Here is a 20121-nt window from a genome sequence, read left to right as displayed (position 1 = left end):
GAACCTGCTGGGGGAGGTTCGCGGGCGCGACAGTAGCTCTCGCCGCACTGGGGCGTCTCAAAAGACGATCTCATGCCCTATCTCAGAGTCATCCAGCTTCGCCGGCGAATCTTACGTAGCTCAAGTCAAGAAGCTCTCAAAGAAGTCGTTCGAACTGTGCTCTGACTCACCAACAATGTGCTTCCCATGAGCGTTACAGTTTTATACCCTGTATTGTAATATCTTCCCATGTATGGATTAAAGCAATTAAAAACAGCGGTCAAAAAACCCGATTTAGCTGCTCAAGAACTCAATAGTCTCTATCACCGGCGTCTCGGTTTTCGAGATCACTATTACAAAGGAGTACGCTCTTGCGTAGGAGATTGTTGATACTGCAGAGCGGTCGCTGCGGAGTCGAAGAGGACAAGGGCACCGCGTCAGCGGTGCCCGACACGAATGATTCCGCTAGATGTGTTTGGGTCGGAATCGGTCGCAGCGGACCTGTTGGCGCAGGTTCGCTGGCGTGACGGTGTTACCTGTCCTCGCTGCCGTTCTGACCGAACGGTCAGAAACGGCAGCTACAGAGAGTTTCAGCGGTATCTCTGTAAGAATTGTGACCGCACGTTCAACGACAAGACGGGCACAATCTTTGCTCACTCGAAGATCGCGCTCCGCCGGTGGTTGTTCTCGATCTACGCGTTTCTCCGGTTTAACACCAGTCTCCGCCAACTACAGTGCGAAATCGAGGTAACACACAAGACGATGCACCGGCGCATCGAGCGCTTCGCCAGAGCGCTCGATGCGCCTTCCCTCGATCTCGTTGGTCCGGTTGAAATCGACGAAGTGTACGTCAACGCGGGGAAGAAAGGCCGCGAGCGCGACCAGGAGTCGCGCTCGCGTGGCCTGTCCACGCGCGGGCGAGGTTCGTACGATGGCGACAAGCCACCCGTGTTCATAATCGCTGATCGCGGGACCGGACAGCGGTACGTGATTCCAGCGAAAGCCGCCGACGAATCGACGATTCGACTCCTCCTTGCTGACCGCAAAGAGGAGTCGCTCACGGTCTATACCGACGGCTTTCGAGCGTACGAACCGCTCGAAGACGACGACGCATTCGACCGCGAATACGTCGTCCACGGCGACGGCGAATACGCCGATGAGGAAGTTCACGTCAACACCTGCGAGAGCCACGCGTCGCTGACGCGACGGTGGCTCTCGCCCCATCGAGGCGTCTCGAAAGACAAGTTGACGCAGTATCTCAGAGCGTTCCAACTACGTCGGGAACTGTTTCGGAAACCCGGTCGAGACGCTCTCAAACACGCTGTTCGAGCGACGCTGTGAAATCAACAATGTGCTACGGATGAGCGAAGGAGTAAATGTCTTTGATGAAGATTGGGATAACCTAGTAATTCTTGACGCGTGCCGATACAGTTCATTCCGAGATCACGCTGATCTCCCTGGCACTCTCGAAAAGAGAATGTCGAAAGGGGCGGCCACAATGGAGTTTATTACCGCGAATTTTAAAGGCCGGAAGGAAAACGACACGGTATACGTGTCGGCAAACCAGTGGTATCCAAGGCTAAGAGATGAAATTGATGCCGAAATCTACAAATTCCTCGCAACGGAACGTGATGCCCATGAGGGGCTAACCACCAAACCCGAGACTGTGACTGAGGAGGCATTAAACGCGGCTACGGAGTTCCCAAATAAACGGTTGATTGTCCATTATATGCAGCCGCATACGCCGTTCTTGGGACCCACTGGTAAGAAATTTAAAAGGGCAATCGGAGCCAACGAGCTTGTGCGATATAATAACGTGTCCACTGACGATTTCAAAAAGGCCTACCACGAGAATCTGAATCTGGTGTTGGAGGAGGTGGAAAAAATACTCTCAGAACTATGCGGTAAAACAGTAGTAACGGCAGATCATGGCGAGCTTCTTGGCGGCCGCCAATCACCAATCCCAGTCCGGAGCTTCGGACACTACCAAGGGATCTACCTTAAAGAACTCTTGGAGGTCCCATGGCATATCTACCAGAATGGCGAGCGAAAGTCAATCCAGCCCGGGACGCCTCAGAGAGACGATGCCTCTTTCGATAGAGATGAACTAAACCAACATCTCCAGGCGTTGGGATACCGAAGTGATCGTTATTAGGCACACACTTAGCACCTATTTCAAGATGGATTTGGTGAAACCAACTGAGGTCGGCCTCGACGCGGCGCGGTAGGTCGAGGAGCATCCGGGGGAGATCTCGCGGCGCTCGATGTTCCCTTTCTGCGAGTTGCCAGCACCGGAGCCATAGCGGGCGCGCTGCTGGCCGTCAAAGGGAACGCTCTTGTGAAGGACATTGTTAGTGAATTAGAGAACAGTTCGAAGGGTCTCTTTCAGGGCTTCTCATCTAGGTTACGTGGCTCTGTTGAAATCCTCAGAGGGATACAGGTTCGGCCGGTAATATGATCGAATGCAGACCCTCCCGAAGTCGCGGTTACTCCGGTTTGTGGAACAGGCGTTTCACTTGGCCCGACGAGCTGTCGCCCACTACTCTTCGAAATTCTCGAAACGGCAGTACACACTTCACCAGCACATCATCTTACTTTGTCTCAAGGTACGGAGAATACGACGTACCGGCACTGTCTAGTTTAGCACCTCCTCGATCGGGGTTCGTCCGTCGAGCGATTGGTGCGGTCTGAGATGGTTGTAGTAATGTGTGAACAGCACAAGGCATTGGCGGACGCTCCGCCGACTGCCCACCCACGAGTTGTGGAAGCGGTCAACGCGCATTTTGAGGGTGTGAAACCACGTTTCGATGCGGTTCCGGTCGGTGTCGTCGACCTGACCGCTCAGTCCAAGTCGTGAGAGGGCAGTCCGATAGCCGAACTGGTCAACGAGAAACACGGTGTCCGAGAGATCGTGTTTCTCGGCGAGGCCGGACAGAAATGCAGCTGCCGGATCGGTGCCGTGCCGTCCAAACAACGCCACGTCTAGAATCAACTTTGTGTCGAGGTCTATTGTAGCGTACAACCAAGACCACTCACCGTTGATTTTGACAGCGGTCTTGTCGACCGCGACCCGCGACGGTCTCACCGTCGGCGGGTCAGGAACGCTGTCAGAAATTCGATGCACCGAGTTCCAAACCACTCCGTGCGAGCGTCCAACGGCTAAGTCAGCGAGGATCGACGTTATTTCTCTGAGCGAACACCCGGTCGCGTGGAGCCGGACGGCGACCGCCCTGACGCAACCGCCGTCCGCTCACGCTCCCACGCTTCTTCTACATCCGCCCCATAGCACTCGCTGAGCAGGTCGAGCATCTTGGTCGATCGACTCAACGACCTGCTCGCTTCTCAAACTGGCTTAACTAGACAGTGCCACAGAGCCTAACGAGATAATCTGTGAATCGGGAAAGACGAGAGGGCATACTACTCGGATCTGTTGCTAATAGTGGTTAGTCTACCGGTATGAGCCGTTGTCATCTGTGTCTAAACAGGGTCGTCATGACACTACTCTAGCAGTACATTTATAAGTAACCGAGATCCTCAAGATGCCCTCTGACTGTATCGTCGTTGGCTGCTGGATTCCTCTCTTTACTTGGTCGGTCAGAGATGATCTCTTTTCGCGGACCATCGTTGATTATTAACCAAGGGACCTTAGTCAGAGTAGTAGTGTGAATACCCGGTGGATGACCCCACTCGCGGATTGGTAACGGAAATGACCGTTCACCGACCATATTTCCATGGTCAGATGTGATGACTGTTTTCCCTTCTAAGTCATCTTTTAGACCAGCTACGGACTGTAGTACCCGATTCAAATTTTGGGTATATAAGTCCCAAACAACCTCTCTGGATACCTCAAGGTCCCCTGTGAAGATCTCGTTCCAGAAAGCCCGTTTCTCCCCTTCTTCATGAAGTTGCTGTTTATCAAAATCTACTGACTCGTCTAAAAAAGGATAGTGAGGTTGAATATAGTGTATGATGAGACGTTTATTTGGATACTGTTCTGTAGCTTTCTTTGCATATTTAGTAGTCGTCTCGGGGAGTACGGTATTACAAGCGTCGTCCCAACCATCATCCATCCACACGTTTACAACTGCATGGAATTGTCCCGAAATTCGCTCTCGGTGATGGTAAAATTGAGGATTTGCAGTCACATACACGGTATCAAGCAACGATTTCCCATTAATGTTGGATTGGAGGAATTCAAATGTTGAGGACCCGGCGGAAAACCGACTCTCCAATCGCCCTTGAAGTTCGTTTTGTCGCTCAAACATATCATAACGACAGGCGTCGAGGATGACGAGGTTGTCCCAGTCTTCGTCAAATATATCAACCCGGTCTCGATCTAACCCGGTTTTAGACGATAATGTGTAGTACTGCCTATTCAAATAGCGAAAGATGAGTTGAGGTGTAGTAATTGCCCTGCGTAGATTTGATGCGGGACTCATTAATATAGACGTAAGATAGAGCCAGTAATATATTTTTCTGAATCTTCTTTAATGTAGGGACAACAAATACATAAGAAATATATCATTTAAGATCGTGGTTAGTGATAGCACATAAACACCTAGTAAGAAGGGATTATCTAGCGCTAAACCGCGATCGCAAAAGAAAGGGATATATCTTGTTAGTAGTTAGTATACAATATGAAAATACTTGCATTTAGCGTACGCAGGCCTTGGGAGTTCATTGTACCTCTTGAGACGCTTGAATGCGAAGCCGAAATAATAACCCCTAACTCATCGGACGGAATAATTGGGAAGTATTCATCAATCATCCGACAAGGGAGAGAGGAGCTCGGAAATGCGGAATACGACGTTATTCTTGTAAACGGCCCAGATCTATTAGGTTGTTGTGTGATGCTATTATCGATATTATATCGAGTCCCCCTAGTCGTTAGACTCGGGGGGAATCCCTGGGAAGGTCGTCGAGACCGGATCCAAGGATTAAAAAAAGAAGATAATCAATGGCGAAAGATATGTGTTCACTATCTACAGATGTTTCTAGACCGGATAGCACTATGGTACGCAAATGGCTACATGGTAGTGGCAGCGTCATTGAAAGATGATATTGTAGAAAGAACAGGGATTGATCCGAGGTGTGTCGCTGTTGTCCATTACCCCCCTAAAATTATTGAGATGGATGACTCCCGTAATTATGAATCTGAATCCCCGCTTCCGAAGGATAAACAGGTGGTCTTGACCGTCACTAATCTCAATTATCACGGTAAGTTCCAGGGAGTCTGTAGGATCATACGGGATATAGAGCATATCTTAAAAAAACGCGATGACGTTATATACGTGATCGCAGGCAATGGACCGTACCTAGAAGACTTAATGGAGTTCATCGAAGAGAACGTATCTGAGTCTGGAATAAGAAATCGAATCCACATTCTAGGATATGTAGATAATATCACTGCATTCTATAACAAAGCAGATATTATGGCATATATATCGTTTATTGATGCCTACCCAAACGTGATTCTAGAAGCTCAGATGGCTGAACTTCCGGTGGTCGCAAACGCAGATCATGGAATCGTTGAGCAGATAGAAGACACAGAAACAGGGATGTTAATTGACCCTTCCGATGAAAATGAATTTCGAGAAACTCTTGAATATCTACTAGATAATCCAGAAGAACGTTATCGATTGGGGAGGAATGCCCGGCAAGCGGTAAAACGGAACAACGATCCGGAGATCATAGGAAAATGTATGCGGAAGTCACTTAAATCGATTTGTGAATCCACGAACTTGAGCACAGAAAGGAGAATATTAGGGAAGGTGCTATCATTACTGAGATTGCTCCATTGAAAGAATGAGAACAGCCCAGGGACTCAATGAATCCGACGATGGCCATTCAATAAAATCCGGTCTGTTTTTCAAAGAATATAGCCTGATCGAAGTGGTTACAACACTCACCGTCAGAATTGGAAGGAAGAATCACCCACTCCTTGGTCGGCAGGTATGATCGTTCGCCTCCCAATTCACTGATCTCGCGGCCGTACCGTATTTTCAATAGAGCAACTAAAATAGGTTAACAGTATAGAGCAGCATCCTTCATCACGATAGATCAGAAGGGTAGTTCTGAAAACAGATGGTTTAGATGATAGAATAATAGTAATAATAATAGCGATGGGAAGTGACAATTATATCAGATCAACCCTTTGTTTCATGCTGTGTCTCGTTGTGTGACTCTCCAGACAGACGCCCGTTTAAGACCAGATGTATAGATGCGATCAGCGGCCGAATCATTGCGCAATTTTCGAAGGTCGTGAACGGTATACCAAGTTAGTGCTGGCCACTGTTCGCGATACGATGATTTATAGTATTCGAGATCATATTCTTTCGTGAAAATGTAAAAATCATCCTTATGAAGGTTAGCTACTGTTTGGTTATTTTGGTAACCTAAATGAGACGGAAGCTGAAGTGCTGCTTTTTCCTCTTGGAACCGCCATTGCTTTGGGGCATCATGTGTCCCACGTACGAAGAGAGTCATCTTTCGCGACATGCTGAGGCTTAGCACTGGATCGTTATTTGTATGAGTAAGGATCCAGTTGACGGACTTCACTTCTGTTTCTGTTAAATGATTGCCATTGGGATAGACGCCTGCTGCACCAACAACCCCTGCAAGAACAATATTCGCTGCGAGTAAAATGGAACAGATGGTATTTAGAGTTCTCTGATGGCGAGAGGGGAATAGATAGTTTCCAAGGCGGGTGAGCGCAGCCATAGCACCGCCGATAAGAACTGCCGAAAAGAGGAAGAAGTAGCGAGCAGCCCGTATAGGATTTCCGAGAATTCCTAATGCAACGACTCCGAGACAGAATACTAACCCAAAGAACCACTGAACTTCGACATGAAGGTATCGTCCTGTAACGTCAGGGTGACGCCAGAGCAAGAAAGTCACAATGAAAGCCGCGAAAATTGAAATAAACATGTACAGTACAACGTCACCGTACAGAGTAAACCCACGTAAAAAGAAGTGGAAAGGTGATAGGGCAAAAGCGGCACTGTTTCCATTCCCTCCGGACAATGATGAAACTCCCACTATCCATCCCGCGACTAATACTGTTATTCGATTAAATCCAATGTACCAGTAGATCAGTAGTGCTCCAATAGATACCATTACCACCCCAGGTTTGATAGTGATGGTCGGCGACGTACGTTTCCACGTTTCATCGAACAACATACCGATCCAGGGCACAGCAGCGGAAACCGCGATGTAACAAAGAGCAAGAATAGCTGTCATTGGATGAAAGAAGACAATCGCAAACAGGAGTAACAGCATCACTATTCGCCATCGATATGATTTATAGTGGACCGATAGGAAAAAGAGTGGTAATAAATAAAAAGAATGGATTGAAGGGTGGAGAGAGGTATGGAACTGTCCGAGGATGAGAGGAAGCGTTGTTGCACCAGCCAACATTCCAACTTGACCAGTGAACTGCTGTCGACCGTAGAGGTAGATAGAAACAACATACAAACTGAATAATACGAATTGGATAACCATGGGGGTTGTCCTAAACGGAACGCCGAAGAGTGTAAGTATAGAACTCAAGAGATGGAGAATGGGATACCAATTGGATGGAGAGAGAGTCCCCGTTTCAACGGTAGTCCGTATAAATGCGAGGTGAGCAAGAATGTCGTAGCTGCCACGACCGAAGACGACGTACTCCCGGAACAGAGGAAGAGTGAACAAAACAAGATATAATCCCAAAACAAGAGTAATACTCGCAAACCAGCGTCGAGAAGCGTCTTTCCACCCAGCGTAGAGAGAACTACTAATCCCTCCCGCAAGTGCAAGAGCAAATATTAGCCAGAGCCACAGAGGGTAAGCGGAATATATCGATGGTTCAAACGAGTTTGCAGGGGGTTCAATGGAGATTAAGAGAGTTGCTACTGCGCCTATAATAGTTGAGATCTTTAATGCTCGCCATCCCCAGTTAGTCATCTTAGCAGGTATTGTTTACTCACGGAAGCAGTTATAAAGGTGTTGTTTGATGCATTCGTTTATGATAATAATTTATAAATGTACTTCGAAGAAGTGTTACCTTGGGCCCATAATTGAATCAATAGAGGATTGAATGATTTTTAACACACTAGGCGGTAGAGTATCTTCTAGGGAATGAATAGGAACGCGCTTAGTGAGTATCCGTAACTCTTCAGGATCAATTGCTCGTGTCCGTAGCGCCAAGAGCGAGTAAATGATGAACCCGATAGGCGGCACAACAAATAATGGGAGGAGATTTCCAGGTAGGAGCCTTACAAGGCCAAAAATCGGCACTGCAGCTATAATTGCGGTTGTTAGGACTCGTGGAAGTCGTAGATCGGCGACAGGATTAAAGCCAAGATAATAAGCGCTTAAAATATGAAATAAGAACATAGATCCATACCCGATGCTTGTAGCAATAGCAGCACCGACTGCGCCATACTGCGGAATAAGGATTACATTGAGTAATACGTTGAGTAAAGCAGCAGTGCCGGTGGCCAATAATACAGGTCGAAGATCACCATGTCCCTGTCCAGTGGCAAATATAGGACGTGCTACGGCGAATCCTAATGCTCCAGGGAGCAAGAACAAAAGCGTATCTGCCGCACGGATAAACTCAGAACCGAAGTATAAAGTAATAACCTGTTCTGCTAACGCTGCTACTCCAATGACCAGAAGTAGAGTGAAAACGAGTGTAAAGCGGACGGCTTTTGAGGATAATTTAGATATACTTTCAGACTCATTATTGCTCCAAAGTTGAGAAGTAGAGTGCAGGAGGACGATCTGGACTGCCATCGGGACGAGCCATAAGAACTCTGCTACAACGAGTGCAGCTCGATATGATCCGGTAGCGGCGTCTCCGGCGATCAGCCCGAGTAGAATAATATCGATATTGTATAATGATGCATTCAGTAGTTTAAGCGCTACCGTTGAGACATTATATGAAAGTAACGTCCGACATGGAAATGACGACGGGATGGGCCTAATTATTGACGACAGTTTAATTTCGCGATTTAAGAGGGTAAGTGCACACCCGACAACAACGATGAGTGCGATTACTTGACCTATAAGAGCTCCTACAACTCCCCAGCCCAGCCATATAAGTACGATAGCACTTATCCCGAAAAGAATCCGTTGAACGATAAAGAGTGGTTCCGAATAGGACTCAAGATCAAGGCCCATGAGAGCACTACGTGACAATCTAAACACGGCCTGTAAGGGTACGAGCAGTGCGAGAAAGTAGAAATAAAGTGTGTAACTGCTCTTATTTTCCCCCATCAACAATCTAATCAAATCGAATGTAGAAATAAGAATGAATAAAATAGAGATTGCAAATCCGATCAGCAAAACAGTACGGGTATATATGCTAAATACATGATTACGCCAGTTCTCCCATGATCGCTGTTCTGCAATAAATTTGCGTGTACTATCGAACGTGCCGGCCGAAGCCACAACGGCTGACAAGGACATTACAGAGAGTACAAACGCGTACTCCCCATACGCAGAGACACCAAGTAGTCTAACTAGAATAGGAGTCGTTGCGATAACAACGAGCTGTGCGCCCAGATTTGATCCAAATACTACGAGCACTCGATCGACAAGGTCCCTCCCCATTGATTCGAGTTGCACCTGCGATTAACATAAGCTTCAGGTATTGACGAGAGAGGTTCGAGAATAGTTAGATATTATCATAGTATGTCGTAGAATTATTTTTGTCGGATCCCCCGTATTCGAGGCCGGACATTCTGAACGAACGGAAATAGGTTCCACGGTGGCGGTCAGGATGCGACTTTACAGACGATGTAGAAAGAAAATTAAAGCCAGATTTGATCCTCTATGAATAGGAAACGTATCTAAAATGCGCGTGCTAAACAGTCTACCCGATCCCCGCGTGGGCGGGCCGCAACTGCGTTCGCTGTCGGTGGCAGAGCGACTCCGCTCGCGGGGAGTCGAGACGGTGTTCGCGCTCCCCGAGGGCGAGGACGCGTTCGCCGAGATGGCGGCCGACGAGGGGTTCACGGTCCGTCGGCCGGGGTTGGCCCGGATGCGGCCGCCGCGGCAGGTGGCCGCGAACGGTCGGTATCTGCTCACGTTACCGCTGGCCGTCGAACGACTCCGGCGGGTCGTCCGCGAGGAGGACGTCGACGTCGTCCACGCCAACATGCCGATCAACTTCCAGGCGGCGCTGGCGGCCGCCTCGTCCCCGGCGGGGCTGGTCTGGCACTTCAACGACACCTCCCTCGCCAGGCCCGTCGCGCGGGCCGCGGCGTTGACGGCCGAGCGGATCGCCGACGAGATCGTCGTCGCGGCGGACGCCGTCACCGGGTACTACTTCCCGGGGGGGACGGACGCGCGGACGCTGTACGCGCCGGTGGACACCGATCGGTTCGACCCCGACGCGGTAGCGGCCGACCGCGAGGCGTTCGCCGCCGAACTCGGGGTCGACCCCGACCGACCGATCGTCGGCACGGTCGGCAACCTCAACCCGGTCAAGGGCCACGAGCACCTGCTCCGGGCCGTCGATCGGGTGACCGATCGGTACGGCCCGGTGACGACGGCGATCGTCGGCGGCGCGCCCGACACGCGCGCGGAGTACGTGGACGGACTGGAGACGCTTCGGGCCGATCTCGGTCTCGAGGAGTCGGTACACTTCCTGGGTCGCCGCTCGGACGTCCCCGAACTGCTGTCGCTGTTCGACGTGTTCGCGCTGCCGTCGGTGGCGGAGGCGTGTCCGATGGCGGTGCTCGAGGCGATGGCGATGGAACGGCCGATCGTCGCGACGCGGGTCGGCGGCGTCCCCGAACAGCTCGACGACGGCGTTCACGGGCGGATCGTCCCCCCCGCCGACCCGGAGGCGCTGGCCGACGCGATCGCGGAGACGCTCTCGGACCCCGACCTCGCGCGACGGCGCGGCGAACGCGCGCGGGAACGCGCGCGGGAGGAGTTCTCGCTCGATCGGTGCGTCGATCGACACGTCGCCGCGTACGAAGCCGCGGCTCGCGGCCGCGTTACAAAACGTTAAGAACTCTATTCGAATAACCATAATTTTACTTAAAAACATATGGCTTTTTCCATAGATTAATTACGAGGCAACTGTACCACGCGATTGTAATGTCTCAGGTGCTGATTACGGGTGGACTAGGCGCTATCGGAGCGCCGTTGACCGAGGAACTCGAGGCTCGCGGCCACGACGTGTGGGTCGCCGACCTGCCGTGGAGCGAGCGCGAGCGGTACTACCGCTGCGACGTGAGCGAGTACCGCCAGCTCGAATCGGTGTTCGAGGATCGGGACTTCGACTACGTCTACCACCTCGCCGCCGAGTTCGGCCGGAAGAACGGCGAGGACTTCTACGAGACGATGTGGAAGTCGAACGCCATCGGGACGAAGAACATGCTCAGGCTCCAGCGCGAGCACGACTTCCGCCTGGTGTTCTCCTCGAGTAGCGAGGTGTACGGCGACTACGACGACGTCATGGTCGAGGACGTGCCGCGTCGGGTCGGCCCGCGACAGCTCAACGACTACGCCATCTCGAAGTGGGTGAACGAACAGCAGATCCTGAACGCGACGGACCGATACGGCACCGAGACCGTCCGAGTACGGTTCTTCAACACGTACGGGCCGGGAGAGTACTACAGCGAGTACCGGAGCGTCGTCGCGAAGTTCTGCTACCGCGCGCTCCACGACCTGCCCTACCACGTCTACGACGATCACCACCGCTCGTTCACCTACATCGACGACACGATCGTGACGCTCGCGAACGTCGTCGACAACTTCGAGCCGGGGGAGGTGTACAACATCGGCGGCGAGCGGTACCGCAACATCAAGGAGCTGTCCGACATCGTCCTCGACTACCTCGACAAGGACGACGACCTCGTCGAGTACCGGGGGACCGAGGAGCACAACACGCTGAACAAGCGGGCCAGCGTCGAGAAGGCGAAGCGCGATCTCGGCCACGAACAGCGGGTCACCCTCGAGGAGGGCGTCCCCGAGACGATCGAGTGGATGCGCGAGGTCTATGACGTCGAGTAGCGACGCGGTGAGCGGCACCGACGCGGGACGCCTCGACCCCGTCGACGAGATCGTCGTGGTCGGGACCGGGTTCGTCGGGCTGCCGCTCGCGTTGCTCCTCGCCGAGCGCGGCAAGCGCGTCGTCGGCGTCGACATCGACGAGAACCTGGTGGACGCGATCAACGACGGGACGCTCAACCTCGACGAACGCCGCCTCCAGGCGTTGCTCGACAGCGAGCAGGTGAACGAGAACCTGATCGCGCGGACCACGCCGACCGACGGCGACGCGTTCGTGATCTCGGTGCCGACGCCGCTCGCGGAGAAGACGAAGAGCCCCGAGCTGGCTCACGTCCGGGGTGCCGTCGAGTCGATCCTGCCGTACCTCGAGTCGGGCGACCTCATCAACGTCGAGTCGACCATCCCGCCGCTGACGTGCGAACAGGTCGTCGTCCCGCTGCTCGAGGACGCGGGCTTCGCGGTCGGCGAGGACGTTCAACTGGCGCACTCGCCCGAGCGAATCCTCCCCGGGAACGTGTTCGACGAGATCGTGCACAACGACCGCGTCATCGGCGGCGTCGACGACGCGAGCCGCCGCCGAGCGGCGATGATCTACGAGCCGTTCCTCGAGGGCGAGATCTACTACACCGACCTCCTCTCCGCCGAGCTGTGCAAGCTCCTCGAGAACACGTATCGGGACATCAACATCGCGATCGCGAACGAGTTCGCGCTCATCGGGGACGCCCTCGACGTGAACATGAAGGACGTGATCGACCTCGCGAACCACCACCCGCGCGTCGACATCCTCACGCCCGGCATCGGCGTCGGCGGCCACTGCCTCCCCGTCGATCCGTGGTTCCTCAACGAAGCCACCCCGGAGTACGCGGACCTCATCACGACCGCCCGCCGGATCAACGAGCGGATGCCCGAGGTCACCGCGAAGAAGGTGCGCCGCGCCGTCGCGGACCTCTCTGACCCGCGGATCCTGGCGCTCGGCGCGACGTACAAACCCGACACGTACGACCTCCGGAACAGCGCGGCGATCACGGTCGTCGAGGACCTCACCGCCGACGGATACGACGTCGTCCACTACGATCGGTACGCCGAGGAGGTAACGTACGACGACCTCCCGTCGTTGATCGAGCGCGAGTCCCCCGACGTCGTGCTCCAGCTCGTCCCGCACGGCGAGTCGGTCGCGGAACTCGACGAGCTGCGGCCGTCGCTCGAAGCCGAGGGGATCCGCGTGCTCCAGTTCGGCACCGGAAACCCGGTCGATCCCGAACCCGGGTCATGACCGGCCGAGGGGACGACGATCCGATCCGGGTGCTCGCGATCTCGCAGCTGTTCCCCCCGGAGTCGATGGGCGGTGCCCACAGGTGGCACAAGCTGGCTCAGCACCTCCCCGACGGGTTCGAGTGTCACGTGCTCGCGCCGCCGCCGATCGTGCCGCTGGGCACGTTCGAGCGGAGCAACCGACCGTGGCAACGCGAGACCGTCGACGGGGTCTCGGTCACCCGCCTGTGGACCTACCAGCCCGCCGGCGACGACGACTGGGCCGGGATCGGCCGCATCCTCAACTACGTCGTGTTCGCGCTCCTCGCCTCCGTGTACGTGCTGGCGACGTGGTGGCGCTACGACTGCGTCGTCACCTTCATCGGCCCGCACTCGACGCTCGTCCCCGGATTCGTCGCGAAGGCGCTCGGACGCGCCTGGATCGTCGACGTGGACGACCTGTGGATCGACAACGCGGTCGATCTCGGGTTCATCGAGCACGGCTCTGCGGTCCACCGGGCGGTCGAGGCGCTCGAACGTCGGGCGTTCGAACTGGCGGATCACGTCGTCGTCCTCACGCCGACGATGGCCGAGCAGTACGCCGCGAAGCACGACGCGCCCGTCGAGGAGTTCACCCCGGTCCCGTACGGGATCGACCTCGACGAGTTCGCCCCGGCGACGGCGGACGGGGGCGACGCTCCCGACGACCGACCCGTCGTCTACACGGGCAAGTTCGGCCAGGCCCAGGCGTTCGAACCGTTCTTCCGCGGGTTCGCCAGGCTCGACGGCGACCGCGAGCTTCGCGTCGTCGGGTTCGGCGACCGCCGGGACGAACTCGAGGCCCTCGCGCGCGACCTCGGGATCGAGGACCGCGTGACGTTCGACGGCCCCGTCCCGCGCGAGGAGATCCCGTCGATCCTCCGATCGGCGGCGCTGAGCTGGGTGCCCCTCAAGACCGAGTACAGCCTCGACTACGCGCGCCCCACCAAACTCCTCGAGACGATGGCCGTCGGCACGCCCTACGTGGCGAGCCGGGTGACCGAGATCGGGGTCGTGACCGATCGCTCCGGTGGCGGCGTCGCGGTCGACAACGACCCGGACGCGATCGCCGACGCGATGCGCGACGTGCTCGCGGACGACGACGAGCGCGCCGAGATGGGTCGACGCGGCGCGGCGTTCGTCAGGGAACACCACCGCTGGCCGGCGCTCGGTGCCCGCGTCGGCGAGGTGATCGCCGACGCGACCGACGGCCGTTCGCGGAGCGCCGTCGCCCGGTCCCGGTGACCGCTGCCTTGCAAAGGTGCGCACAACGATCTAGTACCCCCGACGAGTCGTCAGACGTAGACCTCCATGAGCGACCGACCCGCCGCCGGATCCCCGGCACCCGACGGAGAGAGTACCGCGAGAGCGATCGTCGCCGCGGGCGTCCTGGGATTCGGATTCAGCATTTTTCGAGGTGGAGCCTCCGGACTCAAGGAGCGAACGTAGTGAGCAAGTAGGCCGGAGAGGAAACCGACATGGTACAACACAACCGGCACACTACGACCAACCGACTCCCGAACGTTTAAGAACCGTTGGTTCTCCATCTGAAATATGGAGGTCCGGCGTACCGCACCCGTCAAACTCGTCGTTCCAGACGAGCGACGCGACGACCTCCACGAATCCGCCCGGCAATTCCTTCACTGCGCCAACCGTGCCGCCGAGTTCTGTTGGTCCGACGACTCCTACACCGAGTGCGTCACGGCCAACACGACCGCACGAAACGCTCTCTACGACGAACTACGCGACGAAACCGACCTCACCGCGAACCTTGTTCAAGAAGCCATCCGACGCGCCGTCCAAGCCGTCAAAGGATGCGTCGAACGGTGGAAGAACGGAAAGCGAGTGAGCCAACCGGAGTTCACGTCGTGGAGTATGCTCTACGACAAGCGGAGCGCAACGTTCTACCGGAACAAAGTCTCGCTCTCGACTGTTAACGGTCGCGTCGAGTGTGACTTTAAACTTCCCTCGAACAGCCCAACGCCATACGAGCAGTACGTGCTGTCCGAGGAGTTCGATTTCCGTGCAAGCACGCTCCAGTACGACGCAGTGGACGACGAGTTCTACTTCCACATTACCACGCGGAAGTACGACTCCGAAGGAGACGGTGGTGACGACGCAGAGATTTCGGCAGATACTGAACACCAAACAGTCCTCGGTATCGACCTCGGCGTCAACAGTCTCGCCGTCGCTTCGACCGGCACGTTCTGGCAGGGAGACGACTACGACCATTGGTGTCGCGAGTTCGAGAAGCGACGTGGAGAGATGCAACAGCGCGGAACACAAGCCGCGCACAACGCTCTGCTTCACCTCGGCAAACGCGAAGAAGCATGGCGGAAACAGTACATCTACACCGTCGCCAACGAACTCGTTTCGGAAGCCGTCGAACACGACTGCGACGTACTCGTGTTCGAGGATTTGACCAACATTCGAGAGCGGCTTCCACACGCAAAGTGGCACCACGTCTGGGCGTTTCGACGCCTATTCGAGTATGTCTCCTACAAGGCCCCAGAACGCGGTGTCTCCGTGGAACAAGTCGAACCGAACCATACGTCCCAACGCTGTTCTCGGACGGACTGTGGGTTCACGCACGAGGACAACCGCCACGGGGAACACTTCTGTTGCCAGAAGTGCGGGTACGAGGTCAACGCGGACTACAACGCCGCGAAGAACATCGGGACGCGGTACGTTCGAAAGCGAACCCATAAACTCCGCTCCTCGCCCAAGTCGGGGAGCGGAGACGCACAAGTAGACGTGCGTGTGAATGGTGGGACGTTGAACGGCAAGAGTCACCAGCCAATTGGCTGGTGACTCTTGCCGGGAGTCCACATCAAAGCCACCGAAAGACACAACGCGTCTTTCGAGGCCTCGACGGAACAGAGTTCCGTCGGTGGTCCCACCCTCAACGAACCGAGGCGCGGAGCGCCGAGGGAGTAGGGTGGGGTAGTTTACCTCCACCACCTGGTCTCCGGGATCTACCCGACGTCGACCGTGGACGGACTTCGAACGAACCTCCTCGCCGACGGCCTCTTCTCCGTCGCGATGCTCGTCGTGGCGGGGATCGGCGGCGGGCTCCTCTGGCGGGCGGAGCGCCGAACCGCCGCCCCGCTCCCGATGCGACCGATCGCCGGCGCGGCGGTGATCGGCCTGGGCGTCTTCGACCTGTTCGACGTAGTCGTCAACCACACGCTGCTGGGCCTGCACCACGCGACGGACGGTCCCGGGTACTACGACCCCCACTGGGCGGTGATCAGCCTGCTCATCGTCGCGGCCGGGGCGTACGTCTACCGAACCGGACGGTCGGAGGGCGAGTCCGGGTGACCGCGCCGGCGATCGACCCGGGCGTCCTGCACGCGAGCGGCTCCCCTCTCCCGGGGGAGTTACATTGGCTCCTGTTGATCGCGGCGGTCGTCGCCGTCTGGGCGTTGATCTGGATCGGCGTCGTAGTGGCGGACACGATCCTCGCGCGGGCGCTCGAACGGCGGACTCGATGACCGCTCGTCCGCTCGAAATCGGCGACGACCAGCGCCCGGAACGCGACGTTCGAGGGGCGCGACGACAAACGAACCGGCCGTTTCGAACTGTTTAACAACGCTTAACCGCTGGTGCCAGAACGCACAAGTGAGTAAAATTAAACTCTAAAACTTATAATTAAATAAGATAATTTTAATGAGATAGTGTCGAATAGAAATGTGTATGTCCGAGATGGACACCAGCGGCTCGACGATCGCAACGTACCTGGCCGACCACCCCAAGATGACCGGCGTCCTGTTCACGACGCTCGTGCTCCTCGCGCAGGCGCAGTCCGTCCTCGCCGCGGCGGGGAGTTCGAACACTGGCCCGTAAAGTTACCTGAGAAATCGAAGTCACGCGCCTCATTCTGCGTCTAATTCGAACCCGTCCGCCAGAAGCCGATCGCTCCACCGGAGCGCGTCTCCGTACCGCACCGGGAAGCGTTCGAGCGTGAGGAACTCCTCGAGTTGCGACCTCGTGACGGTGAACTCCGCGATCCGACCGGAGTTCAGGTACCGCCGTTCGTTGTTCCCGACGTACGGCGTGTAGAGGGTCCCGAGGGGGACCCTCGGTGTCGGATAGCCCCTGATACACACGTCGTATCGACCGTCCGCCCGTCGATCCAGATCGGCCATGATCGGCGTCCCGCCCGCGCTGTCGGTCAGCGCGAGTTGCGCGTCCCCGACGGCACCGTACTGCTGGCCGGTGACGGTGGCCGTGCTGACGATGTCGAGCGCGCCGGCGAGGGAGAACCCGGCGTTGAGCAGGCGGGCGAGGGTCCGTCCGACCCGCGTGGCCGGGTCGTTCGCCACCCTCGAGGCCGTCACGACGCCGGCGATCGAGCCGGCGTGCACGAGTCGCATCCCCTGCTCGTAGGAGTTGCAGGCGTTCAGGACGAACGCGCGCGTCTCGACCGCGTCCAGCGTCCCCGCATCGAGGTAGCCGTCGGAACACTGCATCCCCCGCTCGTCGACGTGGCCGACGTAGTGGACGAAGTCCAGCCCGCTCGCGAACAGGGCCGCAAGTTCGTCGCGCGTGAGGTCCTCGTAGAGTGCCACGTCGAACTCGACGAACTCGCGGAGGCCGTAGTAGTCGCTGACGTCGTTCTCGGCGCGCATCTCCGGGGAGTTCGAGACGACGGCGACCTCGATGCTCCCGCTCGGTTTCGCCGCCAGCCGCCGCTTGCAGGCGTCGATGGTCGGCTTCGAGGCGGTCACCGGATACCCGTCGCCGATCCAGGTGTGCTCGATCGTCTCCGACGGCGGCGGGACGACGATCCGATCGGCCGCGGCGTCCTCGCCCTGCCGCGTCCGGGGGACCCGCCCGGCGTCGCGCACCAGCACCGACGCGGGATCGGTTCGACGACTCTCCGTGCGGAAGAAGTCGGCGATGGCCGCCGGAACCTCGGCCTCGGACGGACTGCGAACGGGCGGACACCGAACGAGCGCGAGATCGGCCGCGAGGATCGGGAGGAACGCGACGTGCTCGGCGGTCGGTGCGACGTCCGCCGTCTGCTTCCACGTCGGGAGTTCGTCGGCCAGCGCCTCGAACGGGACGTCGAGGTACGCCGCGGTCCGATCGGCCAACGGCCGGTCGTAGAGGTCGGCGAAGTCGAGATCGAGTCGCCGTTCGAGGCGGGCGCGGACGTCCAGTTCGACCGGATAGTACCCCTCGGTGCGCGTGACGCAGTCGAGCAGGAAAACCTGCCGGAGCGTCCGGTGGACGGCCGTCTCGTAGTCGACCTCGGCCTCGAGATCGTAGGCGGAGCCGTCGAGCAACAGTCTGGGGGTCTCCCCCGGCCGCACCTCCGCGTCGAGGTAGTACGCGAGCGACGACGCCGGGAAGACGTACTCGAACGTCGGCGGGAGTTCGAGCGTCGTCGTGTACTCCCGATCGAGGAGCGCCGACGGCCCGTCGAGGCGGTCGCCGAGTTCGACGAACGGCGGGTGGCCCCGGAGCGAGGGCCACGACCGCTCCGGCGACGTCGTCTTCAGCGCCGATCCGAGCGTCGACAGCGCCCGCATCACGTCGACCGGATCCGCCGTCGTCGTGACCGTCGCCGCGGGGTGCTCGTGCCGCGAGCGCACGCCGAGGCGGACGTGTCCCCCGTCACCGACCGCGATGACTCGCTCGCCGCCGTCGGCCCCGACGACCAGCCGACCCTCGACGTGGAGGTACGTCACGACGCTCAGCGAGTGGATCTCGACGGTGTAGCTGCCGTACTCGATCGCGGCCCGTCCCCTGTTGGCCACCTCGGCGACGATCGTCGCGTCCGCGTCCCTGACGATCACGTTCACGAGGTGGGGGACGCGAACCTCCGTCGCGTCGAGCCGAACGGCCGCATCGATCGGAAAGGCGAACCGATCGGCCGAACATGGCTCGAGGGTGGGCACCGTCGGGAGGGCGAGTCGCGTCTGTACGCCCTGTACGTCGTCGACGATACACACACCTGGGGGATCATCCGTCCCGACGATCCGTAGCGCGTCCTTCATCCAACGTTCGCCTCAGAGCCGCATCCACGTGGTCTGCTCGTCGATCGCCGGGAGGTACCACCGGCACTCCGGGGGGAGCGGTTCGTGGACCCGGAGGTCGATTCGGGCGTCGAAGTAGGGCAGGAGCGCACGAACGCGGGCGTCGTCGTGCGAAAGCGGAACGTGGACGTGGAGCATCCCGCCGTCCTCGTGGACGGGGGCGGCGACCGTTCGGACGAACCGGACCACCTCCTCGACGCCGTCCGCGTCGAGGTACGGTTCGAGGGAGGTCACGCCGACACGGAGGACGCCCGGCGATAGGTGATCGCGGTCGGCGACCTCGTCGACGGCACCCGCGAGCGCGGTACCCAGCGCGTCGAGTTCGTCGAGCGAACCGCCGCTCCCGCCGCTGGGGTGGTACTCGGACACGGCGCGGGCGACGTCGACCACCCCGCTCGTGTCGCTCGCCCGAACGGGACCGGCCCGCGAGACGACGACGGCGTGACGGTCCGATGGCGGTTCGGCCGGGAGGTACGCGTCCGGATCGAGCGCCGTGGTACCCGTGTGCCCCAGGATCCGCCGTCGGTACATCTCCGTCGATCCGAAGAGTTGGCGGGTCATCTTCGCGCGGATCTCCGCCGCTACGGTACCACAGACGAGCACCGAACAGCCCTCGCGCTTGAGTCGTTCGAGCGTCCTGGCGAACGACGCTTCGGGCCGCTCGAACGACTCGACGTCGGACTGTTCGTCGGGCGCGGGCATCCTTACGTGAATATGTGGCACAGGACTACATAAACGATTTGTAGCCCATCTCGCCAGGTTGATCGTTAATAAAGGCTGAATGATACGATCCGTCGCGAGT

The 20121-nt window shown here is 57.3% G+C and carries 16 protein-coding genes and 3 pseudogenes; 13 read left to right on the top strand and 6 right to left on the bottom strand.

Features of this window, described 5'->3' with window-relative positions:
* Window positions 1-36: 36 nt before the first annotated feature.
* From NKI68_RS20625 to NKI68_RS20610, 4 genes and pseudogenes are all read left to right on the top strand, one after another.
* Window positions 37-165: pseudogene (locus tag NKI68_RS20625) on the top strand (IS1595 family transposase); the annotation flags it as partial.
* Between the two features lie 270 nt (window positions 166-435).
* On the top strand, window positions 436-1320 hold the full coding sequence (locus NKI68_RS20620) for an IS1595 family transposase (protein WP_254545389.1): 885 nt from the start codon (window positions 436-438) through the stop codon (window positions 1318-1320).
* 19 nt (window positions 1321-1339) lie between these two features.
* Window positions 1340-2134 carry a hypothetical protein gene (locus NKI68_RS20615; protein WP_254546627.1) on the top strand — a complete coding sequence of 265 codons (795 nt, stop codon included), beginning with the start codon at window positions 1340-1342 and terminating at the stop codon, window positions 2132-2134.
* 307 nt (window positions 2135-2441) lie between these two features.
* Window positions 2442-2617 (top strand): annotated as a pseudogene (locus NKI68_RS20610) (IS5/IS1182 family transposase); the annotation flags it as partial.
* On the opposite strand, the pseudogene NKI68_RS20605 reads toward NKI68_RS20610, so the two are convergent.
* Together NKI68_RS20605 and NKI68_RS20600 are read right to left on the bottom strand one after the other, a co-directional pair.
* Window positions 2615-3288, bottom strand: a pseudogene (locus NKI68_RS20605) (IS6 family transposase). The pseudogenes NKI68_RS20610 and NKI68_RS20605 overlap by 3 nt on opposite strands.
* Window positions 3289-3494: 206 nt before the next feature.
* Window positions 3495-4418, bottom strand: coding sequence for a hypothetical protein (locus NKI68_RS20600; RefSeq protein WP_254546626.1), 924 nt, complete (start codon window positions 4416-4418; stop codon window positions 3495-3497).
* 198 nt (window positions 4419-4616) lie between these two features.
* On the opposite strand from NKI68_RS20600, the gene NKI68_RS20595 reads away from it, so the two are divergent.
* Entirely contained in the window at window positions 4617-5780 is a 1164-nt protein-coding gene (locus NKI68_RS20595) for a glycosyltransferase family 4 protein (RefSeq protein ID WP_254546625.1), read from the top strand.
* A gap of 358 nt (window positions 5781-6138) precedes the next feature.
* On the opposite strand, the gene NKI68_RS20590 is transcribed toward NKI68_RS20595, so the two are convergent.
* Together NKI68_RS20590 and NKI68_RS20585 are read right to left on the bottom strand one after the other, a co-directional pair.
* Entirely contained in the window at window positions 6139-7479 is a 1341-nt protein-coding gene (locus NKI68_RS20590) for a hypothetical protein (RefSeq protein ID WP_254546624.1), read from the bottom strand.
* A gap of 537 nt (window positions 7480-8016) precedes the next feature.
* The gene (locus NKI68_RS20585) at window positions 8017-9588 is read right to left on the bottom strand and encodes a flippase (RefSeq protein ID WP_254546623.1); all 1572 of its coding nucleotides are present in this window, start codon (window positions 9586-9588) and stop codon (window positions 8017-8019) included.
* Between the two features lie 229 nt (window positions 9589-9817).
* Here NKI68_RS20585 and NKI68_RS20580 point away from each other — a divergent pair, with 229 nt between their 5' ends.
* From NKI68_RS20580 to NKI68_RS20545, 8 genes are all read left to right on the top strand, one after another.
* The gene (locus NKI68_RS20580; protein WP_254546622.1) at window positions 9818-10981 is read left to right on the top strand and encodes a glycosyltransferase family 4 protein; all 1164 of its coding nucleotides are present in this window, start codon (window positions 9818-9820) and stop codon (window positions 10979-10981) included.
* Between the two features lie 89 nt (window positions 10982-11070).
* Complete coding sequence (locus NKI68_RS20575) at window positions 11071-11988, top strand: NAD-dependent epimerase/dehydratase family protein (protein ID WP_254546621.1); 918 nt, start codon at window positions 11071-11073, stop codon at window positions 11986-11988.
* Window positions 11975-13258: a nucleotide sugar dehydrogenase gene (locus tag NKI68_RS20570; protein ID WP_254546620.1), complete on the top strand. Its 1284-nt coding sequence runs from the start codon at window positions 11975-11977 to the stop codon at window positions 13256-13258. The genes NKI68_RS20575 and NKI68_RS20570 overlap by 14 nt, the downstream gene beginning before the upstream one ends.
* Entirely contained in the window at window positions 13255-14520 is a 1266-nt protein-coding gene (locus NKI68_RS20565) for a glycosyltransferase family 4 protein (protein ID WP_254546619.1), read from the top strand. The genes NKI68_RS20570 and NKI68_RS20565 overlap by 4 nt, the downstream gene beginning before the upstream one ends.
* A gap of 309 nt (window positions 14521-14829) precedes the next feature.
* Complete coding sequence (locus NKI68_RS20560; RefSeq protein WP_254546618.1) at window positions 14830-16086, top strand: RNA-guided endonuclease InsQ/TnpB family protein; 1257 nt, start codon at window positions 14830-14832, stop codon at window positions 16084-16086.
* A 150-nt stretch (window positions 16087-16236) separates the two neighbouring features.
* Window positions 16237-16596, top strand: a complete 360-nt coding sequence (locus NKI68_RS20555; RefSeq protein WP_368410987.1) for a DUF2243 domain-containing protein — start codon at window positions 16237-16239, stop codon at window positions 16594-16596.
* Window positions 16593-16769, top strand: a complete 177-nt coding sequence (locus NKI68_RS20550) for a hypothetical protein (protein ID WP_254546617.1) — start codon at window positions 16593-16595, stop codon at window positions 16767-16769. Before NKI68_RS20555 ends, NKI68_RS20550 begins: the two co-directional genes overlap by 4 nt.
* 202 nt (window positions 16770-16971) lie before the next feature.
* A complete protein-coding gene (locus NKI68_RS20545) occupies window positions 16972-17121 on the top strand; it encodes a DUF7503 family protein (RefSeq protein ID WP_254546616.1) in 150 nt (49 codons plus the stop codon).
* A gap of 29 nt (window positions 17122-17150) precedes the next feature.
* On the opposite strand, the gene NKI68_RS20540 is transcribed toward NKI68_RS20545, so the two are convergent.
* Window positions 17151-19280: a caspase family protein gene (locus tag NKI68_RS20540; RefSeq protein ID WP_254546615.1), complete on the bottom strand. Its 2130-nt coding sequence runs from the start codon at window positions 19278-19280 to the stop codon at window positions 17151-17153.
* Between the two features lie 12 nt (window positions 19281-19292).
* Window positions 19293-20021, bottom strand: a complete 729-nt coding sequence (locus tag NKI68_RS20535) for a DUF7504 family protein (protein ID WP_254546614.1) — start codon at window positions 20019-20021, stop codon at window positions 19293-19295.
* Between the last annotated feature and the right edge of the window lie 100 nt (window positions 20022-20121).

The organism is Halomarina pelagica (assembly GCF_024228315.1).
In the GTDB taxonomy this organism is placed as follows: domain Archaea; phylum Halobacteriota; class Halobacteria; order Halobacteriales; family Haloarculaceae; genus Halomarina; species Halomarina pelagica.
Note: the sequence above shows the minus strand (reverse complement) of the source record. Positions and strands in the feature narration are given on the sequence as shown.